Origin of the sequence: Sedimenticola thiotaurini (assembly GCF_001007875.1) — a bacterium.
GTDB classification, from domain to species: Bacteria; Pseudomonadota; Gammaproteobacteria; order Chromatiales; family Chromatiaceae; genus Sedimenticola; species Sedimenticola thiotaurini.
Window position 1 is genome coordinate 2,441,199 of sequence record NZ_CP011412.1, and the last position, 13,853, is coordinate 2,455,051.

General features: G+C 55.6%; 11 protein-coding genes. 1 reads left to right on the forward strand and 10 read right to left on the reverse strand.

Annotation, left to right across the window (positions count from 1 at the left end; genetic code table 11):
- Positions 1 to 52: 52 nt before the first annotated feature.
- The 10 genes from AAY24_RS11220 to AAY24_RS11265 form a co-directional block, all read right to left on the reverse strand.
- Positions 53 to 607: a multidrug ABC transporter ATPase gene (locus AAY24_RS11220; RefSeq protein ID WP_046859753.1), complete on the reverse strand. Its 555-nt coding sequence runs from the start codon at positions 605 to 607 to the stop codon at positions 53 to 55.
- Positions 600 to 1,487: an ABC transporter ATP-binding protein gene (locus tag AAY24_RS11225; protein ID WP_046859754.1), complete on the reverse strand. Its 888-nt coding sequence runs from the start codon at positions 1,485 to 1,487 to the stop codon at positions 600 to 602. Before AAY24_RS11225 ends, AAY24_RS11220 begins: the two co-directional genes overlap by 8 nt.
- Before the next feature lie 85 nt (positions 1,488 to 1,572).
- Positions 1,573 to 2,544 (reverse strand): NapH/MauN family ferredoxin-type protein, encoded by a 972-nt coding sequence (locus tag AAY24_RS11230; RefSeq protein ID WP_046859755.1) that lies wholly within the window; start codon positions 2,542 to 2,544, stop codon positions 1,573 to 1,575.
- Positions 2,541 to 3,434, reverse strand: a complete 894-nt coding sequence (locus AAY24_RS11235) for a 4Fe-4S binding protein (protein WP_046859756.1) — start codon at positions 3,432 to 3,434, stop codon at positions 2,541 to 2,543. The genes AAY24_RS11230 and AAY24_RS11235 overlap by 4 nt, the downstream gene beginning before the upstream one ends.
- Complete coding sequence (gene nosD, locus AAY24_RS11240) at positions 3,427 to 4,662, reverse strand: nitrous oxide reductase family maturation protein NosD (RefSeq protein WP_082117121.1); 1,236 nt, start codon at positions 4,660 to 4,662, stop codon at positions 3,427 to 3,429. Before nosD ends, AAY24_RS11235 begins: the two co-directional genes overlap by 8 nt.
- Positions 4,663 to 4,790: 128 nt before the next feature.
- Positions 4,791 to 5,993, reverse strand: a complete 1,203-nt coding sequence (locus tag AAY24_RS11245; RefSeq protein WP_046859757.1) for a hypothetical protein — start codon at positions 5,991 to 5,993, stop codon at positions 4,791 to 4,793.
- A gap of 98 nt (positions 5,994 to 6,091) precedes the next feature.
- Positions 6,092 to 6,826, reverse strand: coding sequence for a c-type cytochrome (locus AAY24_RS11250; protein ID WP_046859758.1), 735 nt, complete (start codon positions 6,824 to 6,826; stop codon positions 6,092 to 6,094).
- 309 nt (positions 6,827 to 7,135) lie between these two features.
- Entirely contained in the window at positions 7,136 to 7,456 is a 321-nt protein-coding gene (locus AAY24_RS11255) for a c-type cytochrome (RefSeq protein WP_046859759.1), read from the reverse strand.
- A gap of 113 nt (positions 7,457 to 7,569) precedes the next feature.
- Positions 7,570 to 9,837: a Sec-dependent nitrous-oxide reductase gene (nosZ, locus tag AAY24_RS11260; protein ID WP_234422165.1), complete on the reverse strand. Its 2,268-nt coding sequence runs from the start codon at positions 9,835 to 9,837 to the stop codon at positions 7,570 to 7,572.
- 410 nt (positions 9,838 to 10,247) lie between these two features.
- Positions 10,248 to 10,562 (reverse strand): c-type cytochrome, encoded by a 315-nt coding sequence (locus AAY24_RS11265; RefSeq protein ID WP_046859761.1) that lies wholly within the window; start codon positions 10,560 to 10,562, stop codon positions 10,248 to 10,250.
- Positions 10,563 to 10,937: 375 nt separating this feature from the next.
- Here AAY24_RS11265 and rapA point away from each other — a divergent pair, with 375 nt between their 5' ends.
- Entirely contained in the window at positions 10,938 to 13,823 is a 2,886-nt protein-coding gene (gene rapA / locus AAY24_RS11270) for an RNA polymerase-associated protein RapA (RefSeq protein ID WP_046859762.1), read from the forward strand.
- The last annotated feature ends 30 nt before the right edge of the window (positions 13,824 to 13,853 follow it).

The window sequence follows — 13,853 nt, forward strand, 5'->3', positions numbered from 1 at the left end:
ACGTCCTGACCATCGGCCTCAGGCCGTGAAAATTGTAAAGCTTGCCGATTATTCATTGTTGGGTCTCACCCGAATTATGATTATGGAAATCAACACGATCCGACTGACGATCGCTCTGCCGCTCCTGGAGACGCTTCAACAGGTCCAGCCCGTGCAGATTAAAGCGCTTCTCGACAACGAAAATATGCTCCTTCGCCTGCTCATAATTGAGACTGCCTTCAGCGGCCTCCTGCTGAGCACCCAGGCCATACTCCATTGGCGTTAAATCACCCTTGATATAGAACGCCTCCCTGGCATTCAACCAGCCGCCTCCATGGCGGTCTGTCACCCAGATCTGGGTTTTGGGGTCATCCTTCCAGGGCTTGTCCTCCAGCCAGATCACCGCACAGCCGATATCGTCAAACTTCATCACCTTGGAGCGTTTCTTGTTCGCAGGATAATAACGGATCTGGGCTGAATGGTTTCGATCACTCAGCACCATCCGACACCGCTCACAGGTCTCCCGGTCCCACTTGACATCGTCCGGACCGGTACCCGGATCTACACTGCAACCAGTCAGCAACGACAGCGCCAGCCCGAACAGGAGCCAGCCAAGACGTTTAGTCATTCAGCACCGCCTCGTGGTCTTGCCGGGCCTCCGCCTCGCGCATATCGATCCCCGCCAGCAGCGCCGCGTAGCGGGACAGCACGCCGAGGAAGCGCAACCGGTCCGGTCCGGCGACAAAGCCATTCCACTCCCGGCCATCGTCCGAACCGGTGAAACCCCACTCCTGAATCGCCTTGGCAAACGGCGCCTCCGGACGGATCAGCCGCACCCGGCAACTGAGCCGACTGGAGAGTTCCACCAGATCGGCGACCCGATCATCCAGCACCACCTGTCCCTGATCCAGTTCAATTACCCGGTTCACCAGGGTCGCCACCTCATCCAGCCGATGGCTGGATATGATCATGGCCGCCTCATCCTTCTTCTCCGCAAGCAGACCAAAAAAGATGTGACGCGCCTCCGGGTCCAGATTCGCCGCCGGTTCATCCATCACCAACAGTTCACTATCCCGCCCCAGGGCGATGGCAATCAACAGTTTCTGCTTCTGTCCGCCGGAGAGTTTGACAAACGGCTGGTATTTGAACTGATCCGTATCCAGCCCCAGGCGAACCGCCACATCGGCCATACGTTGCGGATGGGAGTCACAAACACTGGCGGCAAAACGAATCAACTGTCCCACCGGCATTTTCAGCGGCGGGGGCAACTGGGGTACGAAGCCGACCTTGGAGAGCACCGCACGGCGATTTTCCCGTGGCGTCAGGGAATCAACCATCACCGAGCCTTCGCAGGTATACTCGCCCAGCAGACAGCGGATCAGGGTAGTTTTACCCGCCCCATTGGAACCGACCAGGGCAACCCGATGGCCACGCTCAATAGTCAGATTAACGCCCTTCAGTACTTCATTACGGCGGAATTTTTTTACAACGTTCTGAAACTCAATCATTCATGAACCTGATATCTGAATCCAATGCCACCGAGGCACAAAAACCGCATCTGGCGTCAACCGGCAACGGCCAGCATATACCCCTTTATAGATGTTTTCCGAGGCCCTTGATATCGAAACGAAGCGAATTGGTTGGGCAGACGTCCACACACATGCCACAACGGGTACAGTCAGCACTCACATCGACTTCGGTATGGACAGCTTTGCCTTTTACCGTCATATCAAGCACATGTGGAACCAGGCAAACCTTTCGACAGTCCCCCTCGTGATGACAATCCTTCAGCACGAATTTAACCCGCACTGGCGATAACGTCCCGACCACACCATAGGTGATGCCGATCGGACAGACGTAACGGCACCAGGCGCGCCGGGAGTAAAACACTTCAAACAGCAACACCAGCCCCACCCAGATCAGGGCCATCCCCGGTCCATAGATCAGTGCCCGGCTCACGATACCTGTAACTGATATGGTTTCGAATACCGTATAGCCGGTCACCAGGGCCAGCAGCGCAAATATGACGTAGAACAGCGAACGCACTTTGCGGTTAAACGAGTGATCCTTGACCCATCCTTTACCGGCAAGATAGAGGTGCAGCTTTTCTGCCCACTCGGACAACAGATGGTAAGGACAGACCCAGGAGCAGAAAGTACGTCCACCGAGCAACAACCACAGCACGAAGACCGTGGCGGTACCGATTACCAGGTTCAACACCATATGTTTGAACGCCAGGGTGACCTGCAGGGCCGAGTTCAGGTCCGCCATATGGAAACCCATGAATCTCGACGCTGTCAGTGCACCTTCCAGTAACTGGATGTCAAAGTAGTAGGAGACCACAAACAGCAGATTCACCACCAACAGCGTGGCCCAGCGCCGGTTACGCCACTTTTTTGAATCCGCAGTATGGGCCTCGCGGGCCACCTCGAAGGAGTATTTGTCAAACGGGTTCTGCTTTTTGTACAGATGCACCGCCTTCGCTTCCGGCGAAATGTCCGATTTGTCCGGACGCCGGGGTTCACTGCCAAACAGTTGGCGAAATGATTCGATGATATAACTCATGAGACACCCCGCATGTGATCCACATCCTGCTTGATATCGATAACAATTGCCGGGGGCTCAGGCGGGCAGATCATTTCACACACCCCACAACCCACACAGCCATCCAGGATCACCGGCTTCATCCGTTTGACACCACCCTCTTCATCACCAAAGGCTTCAAAAGCGATGGCATGCTTGGGCGGACACTCGTTACCCTGAATCTGGGCCACCCGATCCTTGTTCTGCTCCCGTTCATCGGCCGCCGCTGCACACTGGGCAATGCGGATTTCGATCGGGCACTGGCGCATACAGAGATCACACAGTTCAAGATCATAGGGGTAATCGGCGACCGGTATGGGATTCCACCGATCCACATCGTCATAGCGCAATATCCCCTCAAAATCGGGACCTCGCGCCTGGCCTTTGAACCCCTTACCCTGAATCGCCAGGCACTTGCGCGGATTATCCAATCGGGCAAATCCCATGCGCGCGTCCGCCGGATAGTCCAGATCGTGTGTCAACGCACCGGTGGGACAGGCAAGCACACACTGCAAACCGTCACAGGAGAAGTCGCAGGCCTGCTCCCGGGCATCGATAAAGGGCACACCAACACCCGCCCCCTTATCCAGGTCAGCCAGATTGATGGCATTGACCGGGCAGACCTGTACACACTGACCACATTTGATACAGGAAGAGAGGAACTCTGTTTCGTCCAGGGGTGTCTTGAGGGCACCAGGGGGCCGTAACGCCAGGCTCTTGCCCTGAACGGCCGGCAGCAGCCCGACCAGGGATACCCCCATCACACCGACGGCCAGAGCCGACGTGCGTAGAAATTCACGGCGGTTCTGTTCAACCTGCTTGGCGCTCAGCCTCCGCTTCACAGGCTTGTTTGGTTTTTTCTGCTCACTCATTAGGCGCTGCCTCCGCAGACATCAGCGGTTTTTCATCGCGTAAAATCATATCGGGATCGGTAAAGGGCGCGAGTCGCTCCAGAAAATCGAGCACTTCCAACACCGGAGATCCTTTGAAAAACTGCGCATAGGGGACATCCATCCAGATTCGATCCGCATAACTGTACAGCTCGTAAGGCCGATCCCCGATCCCATCCAGATCCTGATCGAATCCCTCGTAGTCATCCCAGTAGTTACTGCTCCAGGTATTCCGGTTGGCGGTTTTTCCACCCGCCACCATCACCTGGGTGATATTGCCTTTAAAACGGTTGTTCTCCAGGATATTGCCTTGCCAGTCATTCAGAAACTGTATGCCGATTCCACTGAAGGCGATGACATTACCAGTCAGTCGATTGGTGGCATCCGGATCATAAGGCGACACATCCAGGTAGATACCGATAGCGCAATAGAGAATCTGGTTATTGTGCACATCCACATCGGATGTCTCTTTAAATCCGATCCCCATTCCAGTGGCACCTATGGCGTGGGCGATGTAGTTATCCCGCACTTCGACACTGTCACTGTACATCAGGAAAATGCCCACCTGATTGTCTTCATAGTGGTTTTCCAGGACTTCATTGTGCTGGGAATACATGAAGTGGAGTGAATAGCGGCCGCCCCGGGAGTCGTTACGGGCGATCAGGTTATCTTTCGAATACCAGACCACCATGTCCCGGGAATCACGAATGACATTGTCGATAATCTTGTTGTTAAAGCTGTACCAGAGCCTGACCGAGTCACCCCGTACGCCGATATCCACCGGCTTGGAGGAGATCCGGTTGCGGCGAATAATATTGTTCTCCGCTTGACCGAGATCGATCCCAAACAGGGTATTATCGATGACATTGTCCTTGATGACGTTGAAACTGCCCCGCACCTGGACACCTGAATCGATGTCATTATGGGAGCTACCCGAATTGGTCAGGCGTAAACCCTTCAGGGTAACGCCATCAGCATCCAGGTAGATGACCGAGCCCTTGCCGCCGGCATCAATCACCACTTTACCCTGACCATCGATCACCAGCGATTTCTCGATACTGACCGGTCCCGCGTAGGTACCTGGCGGTGGAACGATAATGTCATTCTCTTTGGCTGCGTCGACCAGCTCCTGGAATGACGGATACTCCTCTGCCCATAACAGCGTCGGCAGCAGCATGAGTAAAACTATGGCAAAACGTAACGTACGCATGGATTCCTGTTTAGCAATGCACGGGCAAAGGCCCTACCACTCTCACCAGATTCACACCCATCCATTCAACTGCGGAATCTTCCCTCCGTGCCCCATCAGCGGGTACACGGAGAGGTACGTGCTGGCGACTAATTCTCCTTGAACTGTTTTTTGCGTATTAGGGCTGCGACCGCCAGTACCGGGGAGAGGACCAGCATGAGGAAGAAGCCGGTATACGGATAGGAGTGGGTGGCAAACTGGGCCACTTTACCATCACCAAACACTGTCGGCATAAAGGGTTTCACCGCGAAGGCACCCATGGCATTCAGGGTATGGCCGTACCACCAGAGCCAGGCGGCATAATCGATAATAAAGAACAGCGGCAGTGCCATCGGAACCAGCACCAGCAACCAGTAGAGAATGCCTCCGTTCTTGCGTGCGCCAAACAGCAGGAGCAGCATCGCACCCGCCAGGCCGGCAATCACAACATGGATGGCGATCTTCAGATTGGCCACCATCGGCACGATCTCTTCCGGGTTATTGAAGTAGCGGCCCAGGCTCTTGCCATAGTGCCAGGTCATCACCTGGAAATTACTGCCGTTCCAGGGCTCGCTGACCCGGCCCTGCTCAAAATCTTTTTCATACGTCTGCTTCAGTTGCTGGATCATACGCAATTTGTGTGAATCCGCGCCAGCAGCAGAAGCCCCATCTGTTTTCGCCTCTTTATCCGACGGCAGTTCCACAACCACGCCAGACTCTTCCAGTGACTCCTTGAGCGCTCCCACAATGCCACCGATTACAATCTCAGAATCATCCTCTTCCGACGCATCGGCGGCCTCCTGGTCCATCGAGGTAACCATCGCCTCCACGTAACCGGCATTCTGAAGCCGGAAACCGTCATCCCCATAAATAGTGAGGTACATCCAGATAAACAGCCCGGCAAAACCGACGCCCATGATGGCGACACGGACTTTTGGCTTGGTGCAGACAAACCCGACCACCATAATGCCCATAAAGACCATCAGAAACTGGCCGAGTCCCCGTTCGACCGGGCCACCGGCGGCAATCGGATACATACCCACATAGTGGTTAATGGTATCCATTTCATGTACGCAATCGAGCGCGATGTCCTCATGGATCTCCGCTTTCTCCACCTTCTGACAGCCATTAAAAACGCCATTCATATGAAAATGAATACGCACTCCGTCAGGGAATGCCTCTTCCGGATAGTTGGGCGCAGTCAGGGAGACCCACCAGATCGGCGAGTAAAAAATCACAGCCAATAACCCCAGTGCGACCAGCCCCAGGGCGGCCACAATGAGAGTCTGCTTTTTACGGGTTACTGCATTCATGATAAGAGACGCTTCAGGTGTTGAGTAAAGGAGGGGAAGTCCACCCGGTTGCACAACTCCATGAAACAGTAGTCATGCAACCGGAGGAAATTGAACAGCTAGTCGAAATCCGGGTTGGTCCAGTCGGCAGAAGGCGCCAGATCTTTCGGATCCACAGGAATCCGGGATACGTAGTTGACTACCATCGCCATATCCTTGTCGGTGAAGTTTTTGATCTGCTCCACCATGTCCGGATTGGCATTACGGCGTTTACCGTCCCTGATCCACTCGAACTGACGCAGCATATAGGCGTAATGCTGCCCTTCGATGCGGGGATAGAACTTCTCCCGGTCGCCCTGACCGTGATCGCCATGACACTGCACGCAGTTGTCCTCATACAGCTTCTTGCCCTGCTCGAATTCGGGCGTACCCTCGGCCCACTCGCCTTTGCCGTTTTCCGGGTTCATGGGCAGCTTTTCGATATAGGCGGTCACATCCGCCAGCGCCTGCTCATCACCGATCGATTCCGGCAGAGCAAACGGGTACATGGTCGGGTTGTCGCGGTTAAGCGCACGGATATCAGCCAACTGTTTGATCAGTACCGGCCGGTGCTGGCCAGCTAATTGCGGGAAGGTACCGTCGGTGAATCCCCAGCCTTCCGGCATGTGACAGGCAGAACAGACCTCGTAAACATCCAGGCCATTCTCCAGGTCCGGCTCAAGGTGCATCGCCGCATCCGTTTCGCCTGAAGTGGTGTCCTTGGCCCATTCAGAGGTATCCGCCGCGTTGACGTTCGCACTTAGACTGATCGCCACGGCAGCGGCCAGACTGGTAAATACAGGTTTTACACTCATCTCTTGATCTCCTGGTTGCCCGACTTGAACTCAGGCAAGTACAGCGTTGTTTTGGTAACCGCTTTGCAACGGTTTTGAATCTGATCGATTGGACTGCAAATCGACAAATAGTGAAGTCCGATAGGGACGAGCATCAGGTTGACACAGGGTTCATAAGTACTCATTGATACAGGTCAACCCCATCACCATGGAATTTATCGGGAAATCACCCCTGACCACTTCCAACAGTTGATGCAAAGTGTCCCACATTCACCCGCATTACCGCATTGCGAAGTATCAATATTCCGGGGCAAAATCCCGATGAAATGGCTACTGCTCCGCCAGCCAATCAGCCAAAACACGCATTTCCTCTTCATTCACCAGACCCATCACGCCCTTCATGGCAGCAGTCTGTCCATTATTCCGGACACCGGACTTGATATCCTTCATCTGGTTGAACATATAGTCGGCATTCTGCCCGGCCAGGGAGGGATAAAACGGCATAAGCGGGGTTTTGGCATCCTTACCATGACAAGACCAGCAGGTCTTGGATTTGTACAGCGCAGCCCCGTCAGCGGCGACCACGCTCGCACTGATCATCATCGAACTCACTACGGTCAAGGCAACAACAACACTTCTCATTTTGCTCATAACAACTACCTCACTACATAAAAGGTTTTGGAGCATGTATTAAAAGGAGAGAGGTTCTAACAAGAACCCCTCCCCTTCCTTTGGTCAATTACCTTTCGGTGTTGGCAGGTTGATTACTTCGCGTCAACCTTCACCGCACCGTGTTGCTCAAGGTAGGTCTTAGCTCGCAGACCCATGTCAGCAGTCTTCACCTGATACTGCCACCACTGACCTGCCCAGAGTGTAGCATTCTGGTAGTCACCTTTGGCAGCAAAATCATCAGCTTTCTTCTTCGCTTCACCCGCAAAGCCAAGCTGCTCAGTGGCGTCCTCGACCAGTGCCACAACCGGCGGGAAGTCCTTGTAGTTGTGACTGGTGATAAAGGCAACCACTGAATCGATCACCGCCTGGGTCTCCAGGTTGGTCTTGACCTGCTTCTCGAAGTCAGCCTTGGTGTACTGTTCGCCTTCTGCTATAGCATCGTCTTTGGTCTTGTAACCTTTCGGTTTGACCAGCAGGTAACCCTGCATCTCCAGATGGAGTGCGGAACAGAACTCGGTGCAGTAGTAGGGATAGACGCCCGCTTTATCCGCTGTAAAGGTGTAGGACGCTGTCTTACCCGGTTCGATCGAGAGATTCACACTCTGACCATAGAGCGCGAAGCCGTGTGTCTCATCCTCTGCCCGCTCAAGGTTGGTAAGATGCAGTGACACGGTATCACCCTCTTCCACCTCGATGATCTCGGGAGTGATGTGTGAACGGATCACCGTGCCATAGACATGAGTCACACCATCCACTTTCTCCACTTTCTCACGACCGGCACGGGTCCGGTAGATAGACCTGGAGTCTGTACGGCTATTCCAACCGGATTTATAACGTACAGCCGGTTTCAGCTTGTCGGCTTTGATAGCAACCGCATAGTGGGGTTCGCCCAGTGGCAGCGGCATATCGTAGATCAACTGCATCTTCTCGCCGCTGATATCGATCAACTGGTGGTTCTGCGGATGCAGCGGACCCACCGGATTGAAGCGATCAATGGCCAGTTTGTTCAGGGACACCAGATACTTGCCATCCGGCGATACGGTGTCACCTTCCATCGACATCAAGTGACCAACGTTATAGTGAATATGCACCTGATCCAGCACCTTGCCTTCGCAGTAGTCCCACTTGGTGATCTGGGAATCCACGTAAGCAGATGTATAAACGACACACTCTTTCGAGTCATACTGGTTGTGCAGCGGACCGAGTCCCACCGCCACCTGGGTATGCAGTGCATCTTTCAGAGCGATAATGGGAATACCGTAGGGATCTTTTCCCTCGAACTTCTTATCGGCAATGGCTTTCTGGATTTTTTCCCAGCTGTAAACCCAGGCATGGCTGTCCAGTTTACCGGCGATGATAATGCGATTACCGGCCGGGTTGACGTCCACACCATGGGGGCTCTTGGGCTCAGGCACCAGGTAGAGCAGTTCTTCCTTGATCGCCTGGGCCATGGGAATCATGTAGGAGCCGTTAACCTTCTCGACCTTACCGGCAGCAACCAGTTCAGCCGCTTTCTTCCAGTTGGTGATATGCAGGAAGTCGGTATCTTTCTGGGAGCAGCCAGCCTCGAAAGGCGGACGCCCTTTTTCAATACCACCCACATAACGTTCGGAACAGAACGAGTTGGTGAAGCCCCACCCATAAGAGGGTCCCTTACCGGCATCGGACAAATCCTGACTGTAAGGCGGCAACTCGAAGGTGAATGATTCGTCGGGCTTGATCCGCCCCTCTTCCATGTTGAACTTCCAGTAAGTGACACCACCACGATAGGTATCGTTGAAGTCGGACAGCGGTACGAAATCACTACTGAAGGGTGCGGGATACTGGGCCGCCTCCATCACGTACTCGCTATTGGGGGTGACAAAGGCACCGCCATGGGAGGACTTGAAGAAGGGGTTGACCACAATCTGTTTGGTTTCGAAGTCGTGCAGATCAATCACGGCCAGACGTGGATTGGCCTTGTCGTTGATGATCAGGAACTTACCATTGTAATCACCGTCGGTTTCGGTCAACGCCGGGTGATGGGTATCACCAAAGGTGATGTCCTGGCCCTGAATACGCCCCTGCTTCAGCACCTCTTTTGACTCATCGTCATAGCCGTAGCCCTGCCAGGGCTCAGGGGTGAATACACCAATGTATTTGAGGATACGCATGGACGGAATACCGTACACGATAATCTGACCACTCTGTCCGCCGGAAGCGAAAACGAGGTACTCGTCACGACCGCCTGTGGGAGTGTAGGTCTTGGCGGCCGCCAGCAGATCTTTCTGCGTAAGGCCGCGAGCTTTCATGACATCTTCGAGCGACGCCTGGGAAAATGCACTTGACGTTGCGCCCAGCCCCATTGTCAGGCCTAGCATCAGCGACAATGCTCGCTTCTTGTTCACTTTCATGAGACACGTCTCCGTTTAAGAACTTTTTTTGCGCCAGCGGCGCTATTTTTTAAATCGCAGAGGCATCGTGCGCCGAAGCAGAGGGGGTATCATTGACTTTGATCAATCGAACAGGGGATATCCCGAAATTAGTAGGTTATATGACACATTTATTTATAAACACCTTGATTAATATCAGAAAACAACCCTACTGTGAGTAGTTGAATCAACTACAGCCTCGCATCGATTGCCGATACTCCGGTGGCGATTCATCCAGTGATAAACAACACTGTTCGGGGAAAGACCGTCCGCGGTAGAAAAATTTCTGCGGAGCAAAAAAAACGCCGGTGATAACCGGCGTTTTAACTTAACCACAGGTCAAGTTTAGATGCATCAGATCACTGAGCGGCCAACCACTCCGCAATCGCCTGCAGCTCTTCATCGGTGACTGACGCCACGATGGCCTTCATGGCAGCGGTCTGGCCGTTGTTACGGGCACCGCTTTTGATATCTTTCATCTGGTTCAATGCATACTGCGCATTCTGACCGCCCAGTTTGGGATAAATCGGCATAATGGGGGTATTGGCATCGGCACCATGACAGGCGGCACAACCCTTGGAAGCATAGAGTGCAGCACCATCAGCGGCGGAAGCGTTACCAACGAGACCCAGTGAGAGCAGGGCAGCGCCTGCGAGCGTAGCAATGGTTTTCATCTGTACATTACCTTCTTATAGTTGAACATGACTGCCCCGTCATCGTTACCACGAATCAAAGAGCCGTGTAAGAAATGGCCGTCCATAATAACATTCTTCCAGGGGCGTCTACACATATTTTTTTCAAGGTTATTTTGAACATTTTTTTAACCGTGATCCAACCCGCAAAAAAACGCCCGGGATGCCGGGACACCCGTGGAGAACCTGGCCATCAGCACCACTTCAGACAAGCTGCAGCTGCAAAGATTCCTGGCGCGGCAAAAGCGCCAGCCAAGGCCACGCGGCCAACCCATGTGAAACGGCACGACAAGATTAGAAAAGCGTCCTTGATGGGCGTATCCTTCCGCCCTCAAAACCCATAGGCACAGCAAAATTATGGCAGAGCAGCAATTCATACCCGGACAACGGTGGATCAGCGATACGGAGCCGGAATTGGGCCTGGGCATCGTCAAGCAGACGTCAGGCCGCACACTGACCCTCCAGTTCAGCGCCGCAGACGAAGCAAGAACCTATGCCGCTGATAACGCCCCCCTGACCCGGGTAAAGTTTCAGGTTGGGGACCGCATCGATTCAGATCAGGGCTGGAGCCTGACAGTTGATGGGATAGATGAATCACAGGGCCTGTTGACTTACCGGGGCACCCGTTCAGACGGCGTCACGGACCAGCTTGCCGAAGCGTCCATCAGCCCCTTCATGCAATTCAACCGGCCACAGGCCCGGCTCTTCACCGGCCAGATAGATGAAAACATCTGGTTTGAATTGCGTGACGCCACCCTGAAGCAGCAACAGCGCCTGAAACAGTCCGACCTGATCGGACTGGGTGGCGCCCGTACCGAACTGCTGCCCCATCAGCTCTATATTGCCCACGAGGCGAGCCGCCGGCTCGCCCCCCGGGTGCTGCTGGCGGACGAAGTGGGACTGGGAAAAACCATCGAAGCCTGCCTGATCCTGCACGCCCAACTACTTACGGAACGGGCCCATCGCGCCCTGATCGTGGTGCCGCCGCCACTGCTGCACCAGTGGCTGGTTGAACTGCTGCGCCGCTTCAATCTGCGTTTCAGCCTGTTTGACGAAGATCGTTGCCAGGAGCTGGAGTCATCCAATGCCGGGGACAACCCCTTCCTGGCTGAACAGTTGGTACTTTGCGGCCTCGACCTGTTTACCGACTCACCCGAGCGACTGGAACAGGCACGCCAGGGCGAATGGGACATTTTGATTGTGGATGAGGCCCACCACCTGGAGTGGCACGAGGACAACCCCAGTCCGGCCTACCAGGCCATCGAATCCCTGGCCGACGCCATCCCCGGCGTGCTGCTGCTGACCGCAACGCCCGAACAGCTCGGCCAGGACGGTCACTTTGCCCGTTTGCGGTTGCTCGACCCGGATCGTTATCCCAGCCTGGCCCAGTTCCGGCAGGAGCAGGGCCATTACCAATCCATTGCTGATACGGTGGGACACCTGATCTCGGACCAGCTGCTTTCGGAACAGGAAGAGGAGCTGCTGCGCACCACCTTGGGAGAGACAGAGGCAACCCTGCTGCTCAGGGAAATGCAGGACGCCGCAGCCGCCCCGGCACTGCGCCAACAGGCTCGCGACCGATTGGTTGAACTGTTGTTGGATCGGCACGGCACCGGGCGCGGCATGTTCCGTAATACCCGGGAGCGGATCAAGGGCTTTGCGCCACGAACCTTCCACAGCTATCCGCTGGACCTGCCGGACTGCTATCGCAGTGACCAACAGACCGCCCTGCCCGGTTTCCGGCGTCTGCAACCGGAACGCAGTCTGAAAAGCCGTCCCGGACAGGAGTGGTGGCGCTGCGACCCCCGGGTCGACTGGTTGATCGGCCTGCTGAAACAGTACCGACAGGAAAAACTGCTGCTGATCTGCGCCCACGCCGCCACCGCCAGCGGACTGGAGCAGGCGCTGCGCACCCGGGAAGGCATGCATGCCGCCCTGTTTCACGAGCGCATGAGTATCATTGAACGGGATCGGGCAGCCGCCTGGTTTGCCGACCAGGAACAGGGCTGCCAGTTGCTGCTCTGCTCGGAAATCGGTAGCGAAGGGCGCAACTTCCAGTTCGCCCATCACCTGATTCTGTTCGACCTGCCTGATAACCCGGACCTGCTGGAGCAGCGTATCGGCCGCCTGGACCGTATCGGCCAGAAGCACCCGATCGAACTGCATGCACCCTACTTCCGAGACAGCGCCCAGGAGGTGTGGCTGCGCTGGTACCACGAGGGACTGAACGCCTTTGTACACACCTGCCCGGCGGGCCAGCAGATCCTGGAACAGGTGCAGCCCACCCTGCAACGGCTCTGTGCCACCTATCCCGATGACCCATCCGGCCTGGATGAACTGCTGACCCGGACCCGGCAACTGCATGCAGCGATCAGCGAGACCCTCCAACAGGGCCGCGACCACCTGCTGGAGATGAACTCCTGTCGTGAACAGACGGCCAACCAACTGGTGGCACAGCTCCGTGAACTTGACCAGACATCGGGTCTGGCCACCTACATGGAGCAACTCTTCGGTGCCTATGGCGTGGAGAGCGAGCCTCACTCCAGCCACAGCCTGGTGATCCGGCCGGGCCAGCAGACCCTGACTGAGCAGTTTCCCCATCTTCCGGCGGAGGGCGCCACCCTCACCTATGAGCGGGATACCGCCCTGGCCCACGAAGACTGGCTGTTTCTGACCTGGGAACACCCCATGGTGCGGGACGCCATGGACATGCTACTGGAGAGTGGCCGCGGGAACTGCTGCGCCATGGGTGCCGGCCATCCGGCCATCCCGTCCGGGACACTGGCGTTGGAGATGCTTTTTGTACTGGAGTGCCCCGCCCCCGGTATCCTGCAGGCCGGTCGATTTCTGCCGCCGACACGGCTACGGACCGTGATTGACCAACGCTTGGAGGAACGGGACAAGCTGATCGATCCGGATGAGCTGAAATCCAGGCTCCAGCCGCTGCCGAAACCGGTCATACAGAAGATTGTCACTCCGCTACGACGGCCGATCGAGGCGATGATCGCACAGGGCGAGCAGCAGATCGCCAACCGCATCCGTCCACTGCTGCAGCACGGGATGACCGCCATGAACGAATACTACTCGGCAGAAGTCGACCGGCGTAAGGCCTTGAGTCGGGTCAATCCCTACGTGCGGCAGGCGGATATCGATCTGCTGGTCCGCCACCAGCGGGCCCTGAACCATCACCTGGAATCATCCCGCGTGCGCCTGGACGCCATCCGGCTGTTGGTGGGACTCTGAGCCGGCGGACTGCCCGCCATCGGCAAACCG

What these genes read in the sequence shown, in the direction of transcription:
- AAY24_RS11255 (WP_046859759.1), bottom strand. Translation starts at nt 7,456, where the DNA reads ATGAGCAAAATGAGAAGTGTTGTTGTTGCCTTGACCGTAGTGAGTTCG.
- AAY24_RS11245 (WP_046859757.1), bottom strand. Translation starts at nt 5,993, where the DNA reads ATGAATGCAGTAACCCGTAAAAAGCAGACTCTCATTGTGGCCGCCCTG.
- AAY24_RS11250 (WP_046859758.1), bottom strand. Translation starts at nt 6,826, where the DNA reads ATGAGTGTAAAACCTGTATTTACCAGTCTGGCCGCTGCCGTGGCGATC.
- rapA (WP_046859762.1), top strand. Translation starts at nt 10,938, where the DNA reads ATGGCAGAGCAGCAATTCATACCCGGACAACGGTGGATCAGCGATACG.
- AAY24_RS11225 (WP_046859754.1), bottom strand. Translation starts at nt 1,487, where the DNA reads ATGATTGAGTTTCAGAACGTTGTAAAAAAATTCCGCCGTAATGAAGTA.
- AAY24_RS11220 (WP_046859753.1), bottom strand. Translation starts at nt 607, where the DNA reads ATGACTAAACGTCTTGGCTGGCTCCTGTTCGGGCTGGCGCTGTCGTTG.
- AAY24_RS11235 (WP_046859756.1), bottom strand. Translation starts at nt 3,434, where the DNA reads ATGAGTGAGCAGAAAAAACCAAACAAGCCTGTGAAGCGGAGGCTGAGC.
- AAY24_RS11230 (WP_046859755.1), bottom strand. Translation starts at nt 2,544, where the DNA reads ATGAGTTATATCATCGAATCATTTCGCCAACTGTTTGGCAGTGAACCC.
- nosD (WP_082117121.1), bottom strand. Translation starts at nt 4,662, where the DNA reads ATGCGTACGTTACGTTTTGCCATAGTTTTACTCATGCTGCTGCCGACG.
- AAY24_RS11265 (WP_046859761.1), bottom strand. Translation starts at nt 10,562, where the DNA reads ATGAAAACCATTGCTACGCTCGCAGGCGCTGCCCTGCTCTCACTGGGT.
- nosZ (WP_234422165.1), bottom strand. Translation starts at nt 9,837, where the DNA reads ATGCTAGGCCTGACAATGGGGCTGGGCGCAACGTCAAGTGCATTTTCC.